The sequence below is a fragment of the Gilliamella sp. App4-10 genome, from assembly GCF_001690495.1.
Lineage (GTDB): Bacteria > Pseudomonadota > Gammaproteobacteria > Enterobacterales > Orbaceae > Gilliamella > Gilliamella apicola_G.
This window is the reverse complement of sequence record NZ_LZGS01000012.1, coordinates 1-20794: the sequence shown is the minus strand read 5'-3', so window position 1 is coordinate 20794 and position 20794 is coordinate 1. Positions and strand designations below refer to the sequence as shown.

The following is a 20794-nucleotide window of genomic DNA, read 5'->3' as shown; positions in this document are numbered from 1 at the left end:
TTTGAGAGGTTTTTTTGTTTGCTAATTTAAAATTTATAACCCACACCAATCATGGCAACCCATGGATCAAGCTTATAATTAGCGGTAACTTTAGTATTGCCTAAATGGGTTGTTGCTTTAGTCTCAATATCAATATAACGGATTTGAGCATTCAAAAGCCAATTGTCATTTAAAGTATAATCAGCACCGACTTGTGCTGCCCAGCCCCAAGAACTATCCAGATCTAAGCCATGGAATCCCGCTTTTTTGGCTTCACCACTAAGTTTTTCATCAAAAAAGAAGGTATAGTTAATACCCATTCCAACATAGGGTTGTAGCTCATATTGTGAATCAAGTGGATACCAAACAGCACTTAATGTTGGTGGTAGATGTTTAATTTTACCTAAATGAGCACCAGAAAGTCCCGTTGAATTGCCCCCACCTAACTTAACCTGATGGCTAAAAGGTGTTGCAGCTAACAGTTCGACACCAATATTATCGGTCACCATATATTGGAAATTTAATCCAAGTTGTGTATCGTTATCGGCTTTTGCTTTTAGATCACTTTTGGCTCCGCCTACTTTAACATGATCACTTTTATCTTGAGGGTGAACATAAACAGGTCCACCACGGACAATAATGTCATTTGCAGTATGTGCATAAGCTACAGAACTTGCTAATCCCATTGAGATAAGCATTGTAATTGATAATATTTTCATTTTAATCTCCAAAATTTAACTATGATTTATAGTTTTATTTATTAACAAAAAATTTTAACTAAAGCTAGAGTAAGTACAATTGGTTTGTATAATCGATTTATTTTATCAATATTACAATATTAGATTTGATATTTCTGAGATTTACATCAAAATTATTAAAAAATAAAATTAGATTGATTATTTGCATTATTAATTAAATTTATATAAAATAGACTAAAATATTTCAGTGGGTTGTTAGCTCAGTCGGTAGAGCAGTTGACTCTTAATCAATTGGTCGCGGGTTCGATCCCCTCACAACCCACCATAAATATCTCCCTTTTCATGCGTTAATAGCTATCTATTTTACCTGTCGGTCATAATTAATGATGTAAAAATAAGGCAACGAAAATATTGGTTATATCTATTAACATTTATACTGTTAATTAAAGTTGATTAATCTAAGTTTTTAGCGTTAACTTTAGATAATTAGCTTTTTTAAGCTAACGACTATAGGCATTAAGATGAACTCATATTTATTACTATTTTTTGCAATTATTTGTGAAGTGATAGCAACATCTTCGTTAAAACTATCGAGTGGTTTCACCAATCTTATTTACTCTAGCATCACCATTATTGGTTATAGTGCGTCATTTTATCTTCTTTCGTTAGTATTAAAAACAATTCCTGTTGGTATTGCATATGCGATTTGGTCTGGAATCGGCATTGTATTAATTAGTTTAATTGCATGGATCTTTTTAAAACAAACTTTGGATCTAGCTGCGTTAATAGGCATGGGATTTATCATGTTTGGTGTCGTGATTATTAATCTATTTTCGAAAGTGTCTGGACATTAAAATTTAAATAAGTAAATTTTATAATAAACTTTCAATTGCAACAAAAAATTGAAAGATTGTTACTTATCTATAATACCTTATATAGGTTATGAAATTGTAGCATTTCCTGAGATAGGGGTTGTTATAGCGTTTTGATTGTCGCTTTAATTTATTTGCATTAGATTTTTCAATGTTAACCAGACGGTTAATTTATAACTAATCATGTTATAACGTTCGTGTTACTGGTAAATGTTACAAACAACTGTAATCTAGCTATTTTAGTATGTTATAAATATTTGAGCGATCCATTATAAAACGATTTAACCAAATCGTACTCCTTATTTTTTCTTTGTGATGTAATCATCACATTTCTTGTTGGTGATAGACATTAATTTTGTTCTTTATGTATATTCATTACAGTTGTCTCTCAAATTAATGTAAATAACGCAAGGAGTCTCTATACTTAAGTGATCTACAAAAATTGTTGACTTCAGTATATACTCATTACCAATATAATTAATGTGTTGTAAGGAATTTCTACAGCAATAATTTGATTATTAGTAATTATGATTAAGCAAGAAATTAAGGATTATTTAGTATGATTATAGGTAATATTAATCATTTAGGATTAGTTCCTTATCTGCCAGAAAAAATAAAACAATCAATTGAATATATTAAAGATAACGTTAACAGTAATACTCCCGTCGGGCGTTATGATATTGACGGCAATAATATGTTTTTTATGCTATCTGATAGTACATTGCGTCATATCCACGAAGCAAATCCAGAATATCATGAAAAATATATTGACGTTCAAATTGTTTTAGAAGGACAAGAGGGGATGGCTGTATGCACATTACCGCCATATACAAAAGTTTTAGATGATAGATTAACAGAAAATGATATTGCTTTTATTAAAACGCCAAATGAAGAAACCATATTAGTTTTACAACCGAACGATTTTATTGTATTTTTACCTCATGAAGTACATAAACCGCTTTGTACAATTGATGGCAAAATTGTAACGGTTCGGAAAGTTGTGGTAAAAATTGCATTTGATTATTTATATTTAAAATAAGGGCAGGTAAAACTATGACGGTAAAAATTGCTATTATTGGCGAGTGTATGATTGAATTGTCGATTAAACAAAATTCAACCAATCTTAACTTTGGAGGGGATACTCTTAACACTTCTGTTTATTTATCTAGATTACTAAAAAATAACGATTTTTCTATTCATTATGTGACAGGGCTTGGTATCGACCCTTTTAGTCAAGAGATGTTACAACGCTGGCAAAACGAGAAAATTAAAATAAATTTAGTGCAGAAAATGCCAGATAAAATGCCTGGCATTTATTCTATTGTCACTGATGAACTAGGTGAACGTTCATTTTATTATTGGCGCAGTGATGCTGCAGCTAAGTATTGGTTAAAGACAAACCAAACAGATAGTATCACACAAACAATTGCACAATATGAATATGTTTATTTAAGTGGTATTAGTATTGCTATTTTAGATGCTGAAAGTATCCTTAAATTATTAGAACTTTTAAAACGCGTTAAAGCTAATGGTGGTAAAGTTATTTTTGATAATAATTTCCGCCCACATTTATGGAATAGCCTTGATTTAGCACGTAGTGTTTATGCTGATATTCTTAGTTTTACGGATATTGCATTTTTAACTCTAGATGATGAAGATCTGTTATGGGGTGAATTATCTTGTGAGCAAGTAATTGAGAGGACTAAAAACTTTGGTGTCAAGGAAATTGTGATTAAACGCAGCAGTAATAGTTGCATCATTGAATCCAGTGAAGGGCGTTTTGAGGTGCCAGCAAATAGGGTAGCAAAATATAAAGTGATTGATACCACTGCTGCAGGTGATTCATTTTCTGCGGGTTACTTAGCGGCGCGTTTAACTGGAAGGGATCCAGTACGATCAGCATTACAAGGTCACTTAGTTGCAAGTGCGGTTATACAATATCGCGGTGCAATTATTCCTGTTGATGCCACGCCTAAATTAATGGATTAATTTAAATCTGCAAAAACGGCTATTGATAGCCGTTTTTTGGTTCTAGTAAAAATCAATGTTTTCAGTTGATTTTTTGTCAAAAAGTTTCAGAAAAGACTATGTTTTAATATAAAATTAGTCGAGCAGTAGATTCATCTATATAGTTGTATATTTCATCAAATATCACTGGTATAATATACAGTTAATTTTCTATTCAGTTTGTTTAAAAACACAAAAAAGAAGAGATCTATGTCAATCAAAGATATCGATATTCGTGGTGCACGAACACACAATCTTAAAAACATAAATGTAACTATTCCAAGAGATAAACTAGTTGTTATTACTGGGCTTTCAGGATCGGGTAAATCTTCGTTAGCATTTGATACTCTGTATGCTGAAGGGCAACGACGTTATGTTGAATCGTTGTCGGCATATGCTCGCCAGTTTTTATCATTGATGGAAAAACCTGATGTAGATCATATTGAAGGTTTATCGCCAGCTATTTCGATCGAGCAAAAATCGACTTCACATAATCCTCGCTCGACAGTTGGAACCATCACTGAAATTTATGATTACTTACGGTTGCTTTTTGCCCGAATTGGTGAGCCGCGCTGCCCAAATCATCATTTACCATTAGCAGCACAAACGGTGTCACAAATGGTCGATAGTATTATGGGATTACCTACTGAAAATCGTTATATGCTACTTGCTCCTGTGGTTATTGAACGTAAAGGTGAATTTGTTAAACTGTTTGAGCAACTAGCGGCTAGTGGTTATATACGAGTTAGAGTAGATGGTGATGTTTATGATCTTTCTGATCCCCCTATTCTTGAACTGCAAAAAAAGCATACCATTGAGGTTGTTGTTGACCGTTTTCGTATTCGTGACGATTTAAAGCTTCGTTTGGCCGAGTCGATTGAAACCGTGCTTTCAATTACTAATGGAATTGTTAAAGTAGCCAATTTGGATGATCCTCAAGCTGAAGAATATTTGTTTTCGGCTAATTTTGCTTGCCCAATTTGTGGTTACAGTATTTCAGAGTTAGAGCCGCGATTATTTTCATTTAATAATCCAGCTGGCGCATGTCCTGAATGTGACGGTTTGGGCGTGCAGCAATATTTTGATCAAAAACGTATTGTGCAAATGCCAGAAGTTTCATTAGCTGCGGGTGCGATTAAAGGTTGGGATCGTCGCAACTTTTACTATTTTCAGATGCTAAAATCATTAGCGGAGCATTATAAATTTGATATTGATAAACCGTATGAAAAATTACCTGGAAAGATAAAAGATATTTTATTAAATGGATCAGGTAAGACCGAAATTCAGTTTGTTTATTCAAACGATCGCGGTGATGTGGTTAAACGTAAACACCCATTTGAAGGAATTATTAATAATTTAGCTCGTCGCTATAAAGAAACTGAATCACAAACTATCCGCGAAGAGCTAGCAAAATATATTAGCCATCGACCGTGCCCTTGTTGCGGTGGCTCAAGGTTATGTACAGCAGCAAGAAATGTATTTATTAATGATACAAATCTACCAACAATTAGTGATTTAAGTACTCAGCAGGCTAAGGATTTTTTTGATAAGTTGACATTGAGTGGGCAAAGAGCTCAAATTGCCGAAAAAATCTTGAAAGAGATTAACGATCGTTTACAATTTTTAATTAATGTTGGACTGAATTATTTAACGCTGTCTCGTTCTGCTGAAACCCTATCAGGTGGCGAAGCACAGCGTATTCGATTAGCAAGCCAAATTGGCGCTGGACTGGTTGGAGTGATGTATGTGCTTGATGAGCCTTCTATCGGATTGCATCAACGTGATAACACTCGACTGATTGGCACTTTAACGCATTTACGTGATTTAGGTAATACGGTTATTGTGGTTGAACATGATGAAGAAGCTATCATGTCTGCCGATTATGTGATTGATATTGGCCCTGGTGCAGGTGTACATGGTGGTGAAGTCGTTGCACAAGGTACACCTAAACAGATCATGGCATGTAAAAAATCTTTAACAGGCCGATATTTATCTGGTAAAGAAAAAATAGAAGTTCCAACTATTCGCACCAAAGTTGATAAGCAAAAAATATTATCACTTATTGGCGCAACGGGCAATAATCTTAAAGATGTGACATTAAATATTCCAGTTGGATTATTTACTTGTATTACTGGTGTATCGGGCTCAGGGAAATCAACCTTAATTAATGATACCTTATATCCACTAGCCCAAAACGAACTCAATGGTGCCGAAAAAACTGAAATAGCGCCATATCAAGCTATTAAAGGGCTTAACCATTTTGATAAGGTCATTGCGATTGACCAAAGTCCAATCGGGCGGACACCACGTTCTAATCCTGCTACTTATACGGGATTTTTTACTTCTATCCGTGAACTTTATGCTGGTGTACCAGAATCCCGTGCACGAGGCTATAATCCAGGGCGATTTAGTTTTAATGTTAAGGGTGGGCGATGTGAAGCTTGCCAAGGTGATGGTTTAATTAAAGTTGAAATGCACTTTTTGCCGGATATTTATGTTCCTTGTGATCAGTGTCATGGCGCTCGTTATAATCGTGAGACCTTAGAAATCAAATATAAAGGTAAGTCTATTAACGAGATTTTGAATATGACCGTTGAGGAAGGGCGAGAGTTTTTTGATGCAGTGCCGATGATATCACGTAAGTTGCAAACATTGATTGATGTAGGGTTATCCTATATTACTATTGGTCAGTCAGCAACAACATTATCGGGAGGTGAAGCGCAACGAGTAAAACTTGCAAAAGAGTTATCTAAGCGAGATACTGGTCGCACTTTATATATATTAGATGAACCAACAACAGGTCTGCATTTTGCTGATGTTAAACAATTACTCATACAATTGCATTCATTGCGGGATAAGGGGAATACCATTGTTGTCATTGAGCATAATTTGGATGTGGTCAAAACGGCCGATTGGATTGTTGATTTAGGACCAGAAGGTGGTAACGGTGGGGGAGAAATTATCGCCGAAGGGACGCCTGAAGAGGTTGCTAAATCTAAACATTCTTTCACTGGAAAATATTTAAAACCTTTGTTGGAAAAACAAAAAGCTAAGTAGCATAACATTATTACCACTTAGCATATATAGGATGGGCGAAGTGTAATACCCAGATCTTTTATATTTTTAATAAATAGCGAAAATAGGCAAAATATAGCTTTATAATGTGTTTGTTTTATTGCTTGAAGTTTAATTATTAGCAGAAAGTGGCAAATGAAAGGAGTTGTATTTTGACATTACAAATTGTATTGATGAGCATAATTGCCTATTTTTTGGGATCACTTTCTGGTGCAATGATTATCAGCCGTATCATGCGCCTGCCTAATCCTTCAGAACACGGTTCGCACAATCCCGGAGCAACCAATATTTTACGACTTAATGGCAAATTACCTGCCATTTTTGTTTTAATCTTTGATATGTTAAAAGGTACAATTCCGGTTTATATATCTTATCGGCTTGGTATTACTCCTTTCTTTTTAGGTATTATTGGTATTTTTGCTTGTTTAGGGCATATCTTTCCCTGTTTTTTTCATTTTCATGGTGGTAAAGGTGTTGCAACTGCATTAGGTATGATGGCTCCTATCGGGTTTGATTTTACAGCTTGCTTTATTTTGACTTGGTTGTTTACCCTATTAATAACTGGGTATTCATCAGTAGCCTCAATTGTTGGTTTTCTTATGGCATCATTTTATGTTTGGTTATTTAAACCTGAGCTTACCTTACCGGTTGCAATGCTTTCATGTTTGATTATTATTCGTCACAATAGTAACATTACACGCCTTTTAAAGGGTGAAGAAATGAAAAGTTATGATCGTAGCAAGAACAAAAAATAGTCTAAAACCTATACGCAATAAGTATAAATCTAACGATTTGCTTTTGTAAAGCTATTGCAAACTAAACATGATTGTATCTACTAATATTTTTGTAAGTTTTTTTCAATTTTTATCATTATTAAATTAAAATAATAGAATAATTGTTGTTTGATAGATTTTGGAAAGAAGGTATTATTAATCTAAAAAACAAATTGTGAGAGCCAAATAAATTCATGCAAATAAGTCCATTATTAGAATCACTTATGGAAGCACTGCGCTGTTTACCTGGCGTTGGTCCCAAATCAGCGCAACGTATGGCCTTTCATTTATTACAACGGAATCGACAAGGTGGCATTAAATTAGCTCATGAGTTACATGAAGCAATGATAAATATAGGTCATTGCAAAGAATGTCGAACCTTTACTGAACAAGAAGTCTGCACCATTTGTGCAAATTATCGTCGTCAAAACAGCAGGCAACTTTGTGTAGTCGAAACGCCTGCAGATATAGTTGCTATTGAACAAACAGGGCAGTATAGTGGACGTTATTTTGTATTATTAGGCCATTTATCTCCATTAGACGGTATTGGTCCAAATGATATTGGACTTGATTTATTGAAAAACAAATTAACATTAGAATCGATCAGCGAAGTTATTTTAGCCACTAATCCGACCGTTGAAGGTGATGCAACCGCCAATTATATTGCTCAAATGTGTGCAGAGTTTAATGTAATAGCAACACGAATAGCTCATGGTGTTCCAGTTGGAGGAGAGCTCGAAATGGTCGATGGTACTACCTTATCGCATTCGTTTGTTGGACGCCAAAAAATTGAATTTTAAATTTAATGTGAAGTTTTAATACCAGCTTGTAAACTCAATGTTTAACTAATTATTTGGTTTAAATGTTTAGCTAAACTTTAGAGCAGAAGTTAGAAATAAAAAGAGGGATCATATGAAGTATAAAGCTGTTGCCTTTGATATGGATGGTACGTTACTAGCCAGTAACCGTTTAATTTTGCCAGAAACAGTTGAGATGATAAAAAAAATCAGTGCTAAAGGTGTGAAAGTCATTTTAGTATCGGGGCGTCATCATTCTGTAATTTATCCTTATTACTATCAACTCAAATTATCAACGCCAGCAATTTGCTGTAATGGATCTTATGTCTATAATTTTGAAAAAAAAGAGGCTTTTGCAGCTAAACCAATGACTAAAGATCAAGCACGAATGCTATTAAAACTGGTCAATCAATATGGTATTCATACTTTAATTTATACTGATCAAATGATGACTTATGAAGTATTAGATGATCATTTAGAAGGTTTTTTTAAATGGGTTAAATCATTACCAGATTTTTTACAACCAGAAATTCAAAAAGTAGAGAGTTTTGAAAAGGTTATTGATCAGGCAGGTGCTATTTTTAAATTTGCAACAAGTAGCCATAACATCCCTGCGCTACAACAATTTTCAGATACAGTGGATTCGTTAGATGTGTTTTCGTGTGAATGGTCTTGGTCAAATCGAGCGGATGTTGCAGTTAAAGGAAATACCAAAGGAAATGGTTTAACTCATTGGGCTGAGCACGAAGATATTAATTTAAGTGAAATAGTCGCTTTTGGTGATAGTTATAATGATATAAGTATGTTATCTAGTGCTGGGTTAGGAATTGCGATGGGTAATGCCGATGACGAAGTAAAAGCCAAAGCAAATTATGCCATTGGTGATAATAATAGCCCAAGTATAGCTACAGAACTTGAAAAACTATTTTTATAATTGATTTTTTAGTAAATTAATCCATGTTTGAAATTCTTTATCAAGATGATGTCTTAATTGCCATCAACAAGCCATCAGGGTGGCTTGTGCATCGCAGTTGGTTAGATAAAAATGAAACCGTGGTTGTTATGCAAACCTTGCGAGATCAGATTGGTCAACATGTGTTTCCTGTACATCGACTCGATAGACCAACTTCAGGCGTATTATTGTTCGCCTTATCCAGCAAAGTTGCACGTTTAATGTCTGAACAATTTTTGACCAAAAAAATTGAAAAAAACTATTATGCAATAGTGCGTGGTTATGTTGAGGGTGAAGCAGTGATTGATTACCCTTTAGTTGAAGAATTAGACAAAATCGCTGATAAATTTTCTCACAAAAATAAATCTGCACAAGATGCAGTGACTTTTTATCGAGGGATTAGCAAAATTGAAGTTCCGATTAAAGTTGGTAAATTTGATACTGCAAGATATAGTTTTATTGAATTAAAACCAAAAACGGGTCGTAAACATCAATTACGTCGCCATATGAAGCACATTTTTCATCCTATCTTAGGAGACAGTAAACACGGTGATCTTCATCAAAATCGAGCATTTACCGATTATTTCGGTATTAAAAGATTAATGCTTCATGCCAGTGTATTAAAATTTACGCATCCAATTGAGCAAAAGCAAATGACAATAAATGCTCAATTGGATTCAAGTTGGAAAAATATCTTATTAAAATTTAAGTAATACTATTTCCTAAAATAGTACAACCCAAAACTAGAACATTTTCTATGCTAAAAGTAAGGGGGTATTTACAAATAATATTCAATCAACTTTAATCGTTTTTTGCTGTATGGCGAGGTTAATCTCAATTTCTCATTTCTCAAATTTTTTTAGGGAATTATAGATTTTAACTAATTTATTAAAATGCAGTATGATATTCGCGATTAAAAATATATACCTAGTGATTCAACAGATTTTAATACCTTCCACAACATATGCAGGTGTAAAAAACGAAATTATGTTATTTCGATCAGTGATGGCTCTGAAATATTTATGATACTTAAAAATATCTGGAAACTTGATGATCAGCATGTAATATCACAATCACAATGGATAGCTAAAACAGTCATTAATCAAACCAAACAAGATGCAATGAGTATTTGATTGGATCTATGATAATCAAAATCACCTAAATTTTACTTAGCCATAAGTCTATTGTACAAATAAAGGGGCATATGGAAAAACAGACAATATAAATTAATGATTTACCTTTATCAAAATATATTAAGTGGGAAAACTGTAATGAAAAAGCTTGTTTCTATTCCATTAATGATAATGGGGTTTCTTATAGGTACTTATTAAGCAGCGTGTACAACCAAATTACTATATGCGTTTACTTTTTTAAAGCTTAAACGGTCTTTAGTGTATAAAAACATCATTACCATTGGCGAATATTATTGGATTCCCATACTCGATTATTTAGTTTTTCCCCACAATTGGTAAACTATTTAAAGCCTTTTGCTTCTAACTAGTAGCAACAGGAGAACAAAATAAAACAGCGATAAACTGTAGGGTAGGATAATAAATTGGTTATCACTCCCAGTTAGTGGTATTGAATTAGCTGTTCACATTGTTGATCGTTAACCAAAAGCAGACAGGTATCACTTAATGATACCGCTTGTTGCAAGCGAGCCTTATCTTGTTCATTAAGATCATTGATGCAGGCAACCACATAGCTGCAGGTTTTGCTTTGTAAGGCTTTTTCAATGGTTGATACTAGGTTTGAGCTATTTAAATTTGTCAGATGAATCACTTTGTGTTTATCTAAACCTGCGCTATTAACCCATGAGCGTTTTAACATTGGTCGGTTGGAGAGCCATAATTGCCATTTTTTAGCTTTATTAAATGATTTTAATAAAGGGCGTTGTTGTTGCAATACCTGTTGAAAAGGTGACTCAAAATTAACAGCCATAAGTTGTGGTGTTGAATGTTCAATAAGCATAATAATCTCAATACTGTGTTTGTATACAGTGTATATTAATACAGTATTTTGCGGTTGTAAACTTTCTTTGTAATCATTTTTTATATTATCTATAAATAGTACAAACTTAAGAACGCAACCATTGATATGACATGATTCCTAAAAAAGTCATTAAAACGGAACCAATAACATGTATAAAAATGGTTGCTAATCCCCACAATATTCGACCTTCTTGTAAAAAATTAACGATTTCGGCTGAAAAAGTCGAAAAGGTCGACAGTCCACCACAAAAACCCGTTATTACAAGTAAACGCCATTCGGCTGAAAGGGTAGAATGATTAAAAAAGGCAATAGCAAAGCCAATAATATAGCCTGCGACCAAATTAGACAGTAGTGTGCCTAGCGGAATCGCAAAAGCAATAATATTTAATTTAAGCGATAAAAACCAACGCAATAACCCCCCCGCCACAGAGCCGACTGAAATGGCTAGAATAAGTTTCAACATAGATAATCCTTAATTAGCAAAAGTGAAATCCAACTGCATGAAGATAAAATATATCCTTTTACATGCAATAATTAATTCTTTAAGGTAAGCCTCACTTTAATTAACAAAAAATTTAGACTGATCATAACGATAGGAGCTAGAAACGAATATCGTTTGATCCAAATTTTATATTTGTTTTAGTTGAATAATAATAATACATAAAGACAGGTCTTAATATTATTTGTCTATACAATTAATTTAATCATTAGGAAATTATGATTTGATTAGGCTAAAATAGCCATTAAAAATTGATATAGCAAAGGGGAAAATGGTGTTTACGGGAATTGTACAGGGTGTAGGTCAAATTATTGATATTAAAGACAAAGCTAAATTAAGAACATATAAAGTCAAATTACCGCATCAATTAACCGATAAAATTGAAATTGGCGCTTCAATTGCCAATGATGGTTGCTGCTTAACTGTAACAGGCTTTGATAAAGATGTTGTGTCGTTTGATATTATGGAAGAAACTCTTGCATTAACTACATTGGGTGATAAAAAAATCAATGATTATGTCAATATCGAGCGTAGCGCCAAATATGGTGATGAAATTGGTGGGCATGTGATGTCAGGGCATATCTCTTGCACTGCAACCATTATTGATATACAAAAAACCGCCACGAATTGTGAAATGACATTACAATTGCCGAAAAAATTTATGAAATATGTATTATATAAAGGCTTTATAGGAATTGACGGCGCCAGCCTGACGGTTGGACAGGTAAAAATAGATAGTTTTACTATTCACTTAATTCCCGAAACGTTAGCCATTACTACTTTAGACGAAAAAAAAGTAGGGGATAAAGTCAACATTGAAATTGATTCTCAAACTCAAGCCATTGTTGATACAGTTGAACGGGTATTAACTACAAGAGAACGGTAAGATAGCTAATGATTATCTCGTTCGATAGCATACTTTTTCTTGTAATAGAAAATTAATAATATTGTTTATCCTGAACGATAAGTTTTTTATTGGATGATTAATATTAATCCAATAAAATTCTCTTTTCGTTGTTTTTTCATGGTTAATTATTTTATTGGATAATTACTTTTAAATACAACTCATCTTTGGTATTTTCTTTTTTTGCTAGGTAAAATAAAGTAATCATCATTATTTTTTTGATAAATAAATATTTGCCGTAATTATTTTCAATAATAACAGCGGCCTTAAATTTTTTCGTGTTTGCATAAATAAATGTAAATATTTTCTCTTTAGAATAAAGCTATATAAAAATTAATTTGTTATTGATGCTTTATTACTAGAACAACTCTCAAAAATAATAACCATTTATTTTTTATTTATTTTGATGGCGTCTCAAATTACCGTAAATAACGCAAGTACTTTCTAAAGTTTATTCATTTTCAAAAGAGCTTTCCCTTATTCTAATGCTATTAGTGATTTCTTGCCAAAACACCATTAGTTGATCTTTGCTATACGCCTGTCTAGGATCTAAAGGAGGTTTGTAGTACATTTCTAAACGTAATTGTGGTGTTTTATAGGTTGGGTCGGTCATATGAATCCCCAGCGAAAATACATATCCCCAATCATCGGAATAGAAACCTTTTTTATCAAGAAAAAACTGACCTTTTGCTATCCATTCTTCTAGCAGTAACCCATTACTCTTACGCGTCCCTTTATAGATAGTATGTCCTCGGCCTTGCGTAACATAACCTTCTGGCTTATCAAGTAATGCATAACCTTCTTTAAAATCATTATAATCGATACTAAAATAAAAATTATCGATTGTATTATGCAAATAGATAAACCCCATATCTTTCCATTCACGATCTTCTCCTTGCATAAAACCGTGCAAAAAACAAAACCCAGGTGTTGTTGGGATAGTTAAATCATCGCGCAGCTTAATCCGGTCAAACAGTTTATACATCTCTGTTAATTTTTGGGGCACGTTATTACCATAGGATTCAGGATCAATTTGCCTATCTTTAGTATATTGTTCGCCTAAGCCATTTTGTGCTTTCATTTCGATCTTTAACGTTACTTCATCTTGCCAGCGATAACCTTCTAACACTCTAAGAATATCAGCAGTACCAATACTTTCCATACGTTCAAAAACAATGCCTTGCATCTTTTCTGGGTCATTTGTATCTACGGAATAAATGGCCTTTAAATAATCACCATCCCTTGGATCAACTGGTTTAGTATTTTTCAACTCTTGCTCACGCCGAGCTATCATCTGTTTAAAAGGGGGTAAGTATTGTTGCTTAGTGGCAATGGTTATAACATAATTACGTTGGTAATCAAAATATCCCTCTTCATTGACTTTAAATTCAGCAGGCAAATCAATTAAATAGGTGCCAATACAGCGTGTTGCTCTCTTTTCTAATAACTTATTTACTTGTTGCTGTTGTGTTGATGATAATTTAATCATACGAATATCTTGGTTAAAGATCTGATAACAGATTAAAACGATCAGCACCAACAAACCAACAATAAAACCACAGTAATATTTATTCATTTTCAAAAGAGCTTTCCCTTATTCTAATGCTATTAGTGATTTCTCGCCAAATGACCATAAGTTGCTTTTCACTATATGCTTGTGTTTCATCATCTGGGATTTTGTAGTACATTTCTAAACGTAATTGTGGTGTTTTATAGGTTGGGTCGGTCATATGAATCCCCAGCGAAAATACATATCCCCAATCATCGGAATAGAAGCCTTCTTCATTAAGGAGAAATTGCCCTTTTGCTATCCAGTCTTCTAGCAGTAACCCATTACTCTTACGCGTCCCTTTATAGATAGTATGTCCTCGGCCTTGCGTAACATAACCTTCTGGCTTATCAAGTAATGCATCACCTTCTTTAAAATCGTTATAATCGATACTAAAATAAAAATTATTGATTGTATTATGCAAATAGATAAACCCCATATCTTTCCATTCACGATCTTCTCCTTGCATAAAACCGTGCAAAAAACAAAACCCAGGTGTTGTTGGGATAGTTAAATCATCGCGTGGCTTAATCCGGTCAAACAGTTTATGTAACTCAGCTAATTTTTGTGGCACGTTATTACCATAGGATTCAGGATCAATTTGCCTAGCTTTGGCATATTTTTCGCCAGACCCATCGTCTGCTTTTATTACAATTTTTAAGGTGACTTCATCCTGCCAGCGATATCCTTCCAATATTCTGGCTACGTCAGGTGTACCAATACTTTCCATACGTTCAAAAATAATGCCTTGCATTTTATCGGGGTTATTGGTGTGCACTAGATACACGTGTTTTAGATAATTGCCATCAAGAGGATCAACCGGTTTAGTATTTCGCAACTCTTGCTCACGCCGAGCTATCATCTGTTTAAAAGGGGGTAAGTATTGTTGATTTGTGGCAATGGTTATAATAGAATTACTTTGATAATCAAAATATCCCTCTTCATTGACTTTAAATTCAATGGGTAAGTCGATTAAATAGGTGCCAATACAGCGTGTTGCGCTCTTTTTTAATAACTCATTTACTTGTTGCTGTTGTGTTGGTGATAATTTAGTCATACGAATGTCCTTATGAAATATCTGACAACTGGTTAATACGGTTAGCGCGAATAGACCTGCAATAAAACCGAAATAATATTTATAAAATTTAGTTAAATTAATCATTTATTTTTACCTTATACATAATGTCAACAATGGCTCGAAGGGTGAACTCTTGACTGATTTCACTTTTATAAGCGGGTTCATGGCCAACCGGTAAACGCATTCGTGCTTTTAAATAATCAATTGATATTTCGCCAGATCGCTGCGATACGGTGCCATCACCATTACCATCTGCGGGTAATAGCGTGTATTTTTCATTTATATCTCCATTTTGGAGGGTTCTTATTTCCACTAACTCTTTTAAATTAAGCCGATTTTTATCACCAATATGGTTGGCTGACGCCTTTTTTTTGCTTACCATCACAGAACCTTGCCAGTGGGCGATTTGATAAGTCAACGACTCTGTTTTAATATTATTAGCATCCTTTTCAAGGCCAAAAAAAGCATAAGTGTTAGGATGATATTTGTTGGCAATAGCTGAATTAAACGGATTTACCTTTCTATTTATAATATTCTTATAGCTTTTCCAATCCTTTTGCATTTGTTGCGAATTATGGTCAGTATTAAATGGATTAATCAAATGGGGCTCACAGACGCACCACCATTTATCTTTGGCTAAATAGATTTCTGCATAAGGATCAGTTTTAGGATAGGATTCTGGTTTACCGTTAGGATCTGTGATCGTGAGCCAACCCATACCATATTCTGGCGAGGGTAATAACTGGAGTGGTCCTGGCGCTTGTGCACAAACTGCGGTCATTTCTGCGGCATCCTTGCCTAAAACATTGACCGTTATCAAATTACTTATGCTATTATCTCCATTAACTTCTGTGCCCCGCTTCATTCGTGTGTAGGCAGCAACGGCGCCCGTAGCTGGCTGTACACCATTGATTACTCCGTAGACTTTGTTCCGACCATTTAATGCTTCAGTATAATAACGGGCAACTAATCCCCCCATAGAGTGAGTGACCAAAATCACTTTATCACAGGTTTTTCCACGCTTTTTATAGTATTTGGGTAAGGTCACTTCAACAAGTTTTTTTAACGCCATAGCGCTATCTTCATTAGATTGTAACCAGTTATACCCCATTGCATGTATGGGAAAATAAAATTTTTCGCAATGTTGAATTTGCTTTTCATCTAACTCTAGTGACGATTTTGAACCCTCATCTAATGAAAATGAAGGCGGTTTTGTTAAATCATTTAAAATAGTTGATAAGTGACCATTTGGTTCAAATAAGATTTTTTGTAATAATTCTAAAAATTCACCATAACTAATATAACCTACTGTCCCCCAACCTCGTGCTTGTCGCGAACCAAAAAGTCTGTTTTCAAGGTTACTATTTATTGCTTTTTGGATTTTTTTTTTTTGTTCTCGGTTAAGGCGACGCTTTTCATTCCGTTGACTTTTATCATTACCTAATAATTGTATCTTTAAATTATATTCATTTTTAATTCGAGCGACCTCTTCGGCTGCCGCATCAACCACAGTGCCACGATCATCAACTTCTGTTTTTTCAGGATCAAGTTCTAATTTTCGTGCTTTAGCATCACCATAATACGGTAATGACCAGCCAATAACCGATGTTTCATCATCTAAACGCCAAACCGGTTTAGAGTTATTAGTCTCTATCGATTTTACTTTCTTTTTATCTGTTTTTTCTTTTAAATTACTGCCCATCACACCAGGAATAAAGATAATCGGTACAATAAGTCGTTCTTTTTCAAGATATAAACCTTGTATGGTATTTTCTGATGTTGGAACGGTATTATATAAATACGTGGCTTGCTGATTATTGTTAGTCATGTTGTTTTCTACCTATTCTATTCTTGTAGCAATTTTTTAAAAGTAATTAGCTGTATATAGACTTTATTTTCATATTGGCTAATAACGAGTTGCTCTTGAGAAGAAGCACTAACACAACCGCTTGCCATCGTTAACGCTAAATACTTTGTCAATTCTGTGGGTTTGGCAAAAGTTAAATCTATATCATGAATTAGATTTTCTTTATTTTCACCAATATCTAATTTATGCCTTTCAATGTTAAATTGAGTGCGATTTTTTGGGTCTAATCCAGAAATCCAAACATCTTTAACATTTTGAGCAGAAAGTTGTGTATAAGTAAAAAACTGATTGATATCAGCTGATAAATCGTCCTGAGCGATCATCAAACGACCTAACCAAGATTTTGCTTGTAGCTTTTTAGTATTCATTAATGATTCTGCACCAATTAACATAGCACTGATAAATTTACTGTGATGATGGTAGGTTCTATCACTATATTGGCATACTAATATTAGCGATAATTCTATATTATCTGGCTCTTCATAAAGTATTGACATCCATACCGAATAATCCATTACTGGTTCGGGATATAAATCCCAACGTTGAAATATGGCTTCTAGCAGATCATCGTCATCAATGAGTGCTTTAGGTATGTAGATATGCGTTAAATAGTGACGATAATTAGGGCATTGTTGTTCTAAGTTTTGCATTACTTCATCAAGAAACCAATAGGGTTTAGTCGAGGCAGTCAAATTAAATAGGGGTCTTGCTTTTTCAGGATAAAGAGGAATTTGTTCAAGATCACCTGTTAAAGCTTTTATGCCATTTTGTTCTGCACAGATCAGATAACTCCCAAATATAGGTATTTGTTGCTTACTCCAATTTTGCCAAAATAGGGTTGATTCTTGATTTAGTTCTGTGATTCTTTCATTATAAGCATGCTCAGAAATGTTAATTAATAAACAAGATGCAAGTATCATTATCCATAAAAAAAACGGAACACCAATAGCCAGAAACCAAAATAAAAGGTAGTCTGAGCCATCATAGGTAAAAACAGTTATTATAAAACCAGCTAAAATTAAAAATAATAAACTCATCCCCCATAATAGATAATTTGGTTTTTTAATTGGTTGATAGCTTAATAATTTAGAAGTTTCCCAGCCCATTAATATGTTTCCTGCTATTTATATATTTGTGATCATGATTTAAATTAGTAATACGATGTTTAATTTTTTGTTTCTGGCTCAATCACAATAGTTATTGGCTCAACAAATTGACTGTATTGTGCAGGTAGCATTCCATTTTCATCGGTTACTGCTTCTATTTCACTATTATCAGCTCGAATAATTCTTACCTTTCGGTTTTTTATAACAGAATTATCATGTTGCCAACGTAATTGCGAATGAATTGAATAATGGCTACTTTTTTGTTTATTCATCATTTGACTTAAACTATCGGCACCCAATTTTTGCCATGTTGCTGATTTATTAATAATATTATCTGGCGCGCCAATCTCGACTGACCCATCAGCAAGTCGAATATAGGCACCTGCGCAAGTAAAAATGAGCTCTTGTTTAGCTGAAATAACAGTTCGCCCTTGTTGACTAACAATTGAGATATCTTTTTGTGCACTTAATGACATATCGTCATTTTGTGCTTGAATATCTACTTTGCCATGGGATGCAAATAATTTAATTCCCATTTTTTGGGCAAATAAACTAATGGTCTCGCCAGCTGCTACCATAAATTTCCTTAATACGCTAATATCTGTGTGCTTATAACTGGATAGTATTAGATTTTCACCGGAAGAAAGTTGAATGCTTTTTGGCGTCACTTGAGCAATACCTTTAGGGGATGAAAGTAGAATTGAAGCTGCTTTTAATTCTTCAAGAGACTGAGTTAATAATTTCTTTTGTGTTTCTAAATCAGCCAACTCAGCCTCGGCTTGTTTTGCCGCATCTTGTAGCGCAGATACCAAATTAAGAGCATTATTGAGTTGCTCATTTGCTTGTTGCATATTTAGCTGAATATCTTGCGCTTTATATTGTTCGTCAGAGGTAATAAAAAGCCCTTTTCCCGCTCTTATCGCCCCCCATTCGTCGGTGCGCAGCTCAAAGCCTTCACCGCGGGGTTGTTTTTTATTATCGACCAAATGCCCCAAATTAAGTTGGGTTTTGCCGTATTCGGTGGCCAGTTTAATATGCTCTTGCCCGCGTTTATCATCCATGCGCAGTTTGTTATTAGCCGGCGTGCGAATCACATTGCGGTGTTTGTTAATGGTGGTGATAGGGTCAGGGTGAGCACTGTCATGCATCGCATGGGCGATATAAGGCCTATCGGGATTACCCTGCATAAAGGCAATGGCCACTTCGGTGCCATCAATTAACGGGAAGTGAAAGCCATAGGTGTTACCCGCATACGGTTTGGCTAAGCGTACCCATAAGCTTTCGGTGCCACTTTTCCATTGTTTCAGGTCAACATTAAATTTAACTCGATAGCGTCCTTGGGTATCAATATAGCCATAGGTGTCATTGTCGGGGCTGGTGACCCTTGCCGGTAACGTACCACTGACTTGTGGCCAGCGTATGGGCGCAGGGCGATAAGGTTTTAAGGGGTGATAAGGAATGGCGGTAAAGGTGAGTTCATAGGCATCAGTGCGATTACCTTGCCCCTGTACACTTAAAATAATGATACCGTCATTAATATCTGCTAGCGGACTGCCGTTGATATTAATCCATTGACCGGGGGCAAGGTGATAGCGGTTACTCTTGCCTTTGAGGATAATTTTTTGGCTAATCGCCTGTTCATGGCGAATACGCGCATACCACTGACCGCTTTCAATCTGATTGTCGTCATGCGTATTATTCTCATTAGAATTATTGCCGTTATCACGATTATCATCACCACGAGTTTGTGGATTTTCCTGTCCGTTGCTATCTAAGCCTTGATAGTGCTCGGCATAGCGGTAGTCGCAGCCATAGGTGGTCAGGTCTTTGGGTTGGGTGTTAACTTCCCCCTGTAAATCGGCGAGGGCATCACGGTAGTTATAGTCTTGTACCTTGACTGAGGAGACCACCACTTCGCTATGCAGGCTGATATCCCACACACTTTCAACGCCACTATCTGCCATGCCACTGGGGGGCTTATCGTCAATATTAGCCACCTGCGCATAGCCTTGCTCATAATCACTTAACACCATTACATCACAGTGGCGCTCGGCGTGGGTTTCAAAGCGAAACCAGATACCCACATCGGCCAATAAGCGTTGAATAAATTCAAGGTCACTTTCTTGCCACTGCGTGATAAACTCCCGCTCAGGATAGCTCTCTTTTAACTCTAGACGGTAATCAATGCCCGTCAAACCATGACTGCGCAGCACTTCTTCAACTACACTCACCACGCTTTGCTGTTAAAATATGGCACTATGTTGCCCAATAGCCAGCCGTGCTAAACACGAAGATAATACCACCTGATAATGAGCTTCCTCTTTATTGACCGATAACTGACTAAACTCAGTAATCACCCCATGCAAGGTGCGTTTATCATTCACCGACGGTAAGTCACTTAATGATGAGATTGTTGACATTACGCTTTGATACGGTTGATGGATAACAGGATTAAAAGAGAATGTGGCTTTTTGATTAAGCACTGAATCAATGGATAACGCTTTGTCAGAGCTGGTAAACGTAATCACATAACGCCAAGGCTGGTTTAACGACTCATTACCGTCAACATGCCAAACCGAAATCGGCGAGCGCAGCCCCTCAACAGTTAAGCTATAGCGATTATGGCTAACGCCCCCTAAACCCGTC

17 protein-coding genes, 1 tRNA gene and 1 pseudogene are annotated in these 20794 nt (G+C 35.0%); 10 read left to right on the top strand and 9 right to left on the bottom strand.

Annotation, left to right across the window (positions count from 1 at the left end; all coding sequences use genetic code 11):
* Nucleotides 1-26: 26 nt before the first annotated feature.
* On the bottom strand, nt 27-698 hold the full coding sequence (locus tag A9G23_RS02615; protein ID WP_065586147.1) for an OmpW/AlkL family protein: 672 nt from the start codon (nt 696-698) through the stop codon (nt 27-29).
* A gap of 228 nt (nt 699-926) precedes the next feature.
* On the opposite strand from A9G23_RS02615, the gene A9G23_RS02610 reads away from it, so the two are divergent.
* The 9 genes from A9G23_RS02610 (at nt 927) to truC (ending at nt 9866) form a co-directional block, all read left to right on the top strand.
* Nucleotides 927-1002: transfer RNA gene (locus A9G23_RS02610), tRNA-Lys, on the top strand.
* Nucleotides 1003-1198: 196 nt separating this feature from the next.
* Nucleotides 1199-1531: a DMT family transporter gene (locus A9G23_RS02605; protein WP_065586146.1), complete on the top strand. Its 333-nt coding sequence runs from the start codon at nt 1199-1201 to the stop codon at nt 1529-1531.
* Between the two features lie 577 nt (nt 1532-2108).
* Complete coding sequence (locus A9G23_RS02600) at nt 2109-2588, top strand: YhcH/YjgK/YiaL family protein (RefSeq protein ID WP_065586145.1); 480 nt, start codon at nt 2109-2111, stop codon at nt 2586-2588.
* Between the two features lie 14 nt (nt 2589-2602).
* Nucleotides 2603-3538, top strand: a complete 936-nt coding sequence (locus A9G23_RS02595; RefSeq protein ID WP_065586144.1) for a sugar kinase — start codon at nt 2603-2605, stop codon at nt 3536-3538.
* 234 nt (nt 3539-3772) lie between these two features.
* Nucleotides 3773-6613 carry an excinuclease ABC subunit UvrA gene (gene uvrA, locus A9G23_RS02590; protein ID WP_141670032.1) on the top strand — a complete coding sequence of 947 codons (2841 nt, stop codon included), beginning with the start codon at nt 3773-3775 and terminating at the stop codon, nt 6611-6613.
* Nucleotides 6614-6783: 170 nt separating this feature from the next.
* The gene (gene plsY, locus A9G23_RS02585) at nt 6784-7386 is read left to right on the top strand and encodes a glycerol-3-phosphate 1-O-acyltransferase PlsY (RefSeq protein ID WP_065586142.1); all 603 of its coding nucleotides are present in this window, start codon (nt 6784-6786) and stop codon (nt 7384-7386) included.
* Nucleotides 7387-7598: 212 nt separating this feature from the next.
* On the top strand, nt 7599-8204 hold the full coding sequence (gene recR / locus A9G23_RS02580) for a recombination mediator RecR (RefSeq protein ID WP_065586141.1): 606 nt from the start codon (nt 7599-7601) through the stop codon (nt 8202-8204).
* A 112-nt stretch (nt 8205-8316) separates the two neighbouring features.
* Entirely contained in the window at nt 8317-9135 is an 819-nt protein-coding gene (locus tag A9G23_RS02575) for a pyridoxal phosphatase (protein WP_065586140.1), read from the top strand.
* 23 nt (nt 9136-9158) lie between these two features.
* Nucleotides 9159-9866, top strand: coding sequence for a tRNA pseudouridine(65) synthase TruC (gene truC, locus A9G23_RS02570; RefSeq protein ID WP_065586139.1), 708 nt, complete (start codon nt 9159-9161; stop codon nt 9864-9866).
* A gap of 859 nt (nt 9867-10725) precedes the next feature.
* On the opposite strand, the gene A9G23_RS02565 is transcribed toward truC, so the two are convergent.
* A complete protein-coding gene (locus A9G23_RS02565) occupies nt 10726-11124 on the bottom strand; it encodes a cell division inhibitor SulA (RefSeq protein WP_065586138.1) in 399 nt (132 codons plus the stop codon).
* A 106-nt stretch (nt 11125-11230) separates the two neighbouring features.
* On the bottom strand, nt 11231-11608 hold the full coding sequence (gene crcB / locus A9G23_RS02560) for a fluoride efflux transporter CrcB (protein ID WP_065586137.1): 378 nt from the start codon (nt 11606-11608) through the stop codon (nt 11231-11233).
* Between the two features lie 310 nt (nt 11609-11918).
* Between crcB and A9G23_RS02555 the strand changes: the two genes are divergently transcribed.
* Nucleotides 11919-12530 (top strand): riboflavin synthase, encoded by a 612-nt coding sequence (locus tag A9G23_RS02555; protein WP_065586154.1) that lies wholly within the window; start codon nt 11919-11921, stop codon nt 12528-12530.
* Nucleotides 12531-12999: 469 nt separating this feature from the next.
* On the opposite strand, the gene A9G23_RS02550 is transcribed toward A9G23_RS02555, so the two are convergent.
* From A9G23_RS02550 to A9G23_RS02530, 6 genes and pseudogenes are all read right to left on the bottom strand, one after another.
* Nucleotides 13000-14124: a T6SS immunity protein Tli4 family protein gene (locus A9G23_RS02550; protein ID WP_065586136.1), complete on the bottom strand. Its 1125-nt coding sequence runs from the start codon at nt 14122-14124 to the stop codon at nt 13000-13002.
* The gene (locus A9G23_RS02545; protein ID WP_065586135.1) at nt 14117-15259 is read right to left on the bottom strand and encodes a T6SS immunity protein Tli4 family protein; all 1143 of its coding nucleotides are present in this window, start codon (nt 15257-15259) and stop codon (nt 14117-14119) included. The genes A9G23_RS02550 and A9G23_RS02545 overlap by 8 nt, the downstream gene beginning before the upstream one ends.
* On the bottom strand, nt 15252-17003 hold the full coding sequence (locus A9G23_RS02540; RefSeq protein WP_065586134.1) for an esterase/lipase family protein: 1752 nt from the start codon (nt 17001-17003) through the stop codon (nt 15252-15254). The genes A9G23_RS02545 and A9G23_RS02540 overlap by 8 nt, the downstream gene beginning before the upstream one ends.
* A gap of 17 nt (nt 17004-17020) precedes the next feature.
* A complete protein-coding gene (locus A9G23_RS02535) occupies nt 17021-18148 on the bottom strand; it encodes a hypothetical protein (RefSeq protein ID WP_065586133.1) in 1128 nt (375 codons plus the stop codon).
* 59 nt (nt 18149-18207) lie between these two features.
* Nucleotides 18208-18915 (bottom strand): DUF2345 domain-containing protein, encoded by a 708-nt coding sequence (locus tag A9G23_RS11700; RefSeq protein ID WP_255306867.1) that lies wholly within the window; start codon nt 18913-18915, stop codon nt 18208-18210.
* 30 nt (nt 18916-18945) lie between these two features.
* Nucleotides 18946-20676, bottom strand: a pseudogene (locus A9G23_RS02530) (type VI secretion system Vgr family protein); the annotation flags it as partial.
* Nucleotides 20677-20794: the final 118 nt, after the last annotated feature.

Excerpts from the sequence above, each read along its gene's own strand:
- A9G23_RS02615 (WP_065586147.1), bottom strand. The coding sequence starts at position 698 with ATGAAAATATTATCAATTACAATGCTTATCTCAATGGGATTAGCAAGT.
- A9G23_RS02605 (WP_065586146.1), top strand. The coding sequence starts at position 1,199 with ATGAACTCATATTTATTACTATTTTTTGCAATTATTTGTGAAGTGATA.
- A9G23_RS02600 (WP_065586145.1), top strand. The coding sequence starts at position 2,109 with ATGATTATAGGTAATATTAATCATTTAGGATTAGTTCCTTATCTGCCA.
- A9G23_RS02595 (WP_065586144.1), top strand. The coding sequence starts at position 2,603 with ATGACGGTAAAAATTGCTATTATTGGCGAGTGTATGATTGAATTGTCG.
- recR (WP_065586141.1), top strand. The coding sequence starts at position 7,599 with ATGCAAATAAGTCCATTATTAGAATCACTTATGGAAGCACTGCGCTGT.
- A9G23_RS02575 (WP_065586140.1), top strand. The coding sequence starts at position 8,317 with ATGAAGTATAAAGCTGTTGCCTTTGATATGGATGGTACGTTACTAGCC.
- truC (WP_065586139.1), top strand. The coding sequence starts at position 9,159 with ATGTTTGAAATTCTTTATCAAGATGATGTCTTAATTGCCATCAACAAG.
- A9G23_RS02565 (WP_065586138.1), bottom strand. The coding sequence starts at position 11,124 with ATGCTTATTGAACATTCAACACCACAACTTATGGCTGTTAATTTTGAG.
- crcB (WP_065586137.1), bottom strand. The coding sequence starts at position 11,608 with ATGTTGAAACTTATTCTAGCCATTTCAGTCGGCTCTGTGGCGGGGGGG.
- A9G23_RS02550 (WP_065586136.1), bottom strand. The coding sequence starts at position 14,124 with ATGAATAAATATTACTGTGGTTTTATTGTTGGTTTGTTGGTGCTGATC.
- A9G23_RS02545 (WP_065586135.1), bottom strand. The coding sequence starts at position 15,259 with ATGATTAATTTAACTAAATTTTATAAATATTATTTCGGTTTTATTGCA.
- A9G23_RS02540 (WP_065586134.1), bottom strand. The coding sequence starts at position 17,003 with ATGACTAACAATAATCAGCAAGCCACGTATTTATATAATACCGTTCCA.
- A9G23_RS02535 (WP_065586133.1), bottom strand. The coding sequence starts at position 18,148 with ATGGGCTGGGAAACTTCTAAATTATTAAGCTATCAACCAATTAAAAAA.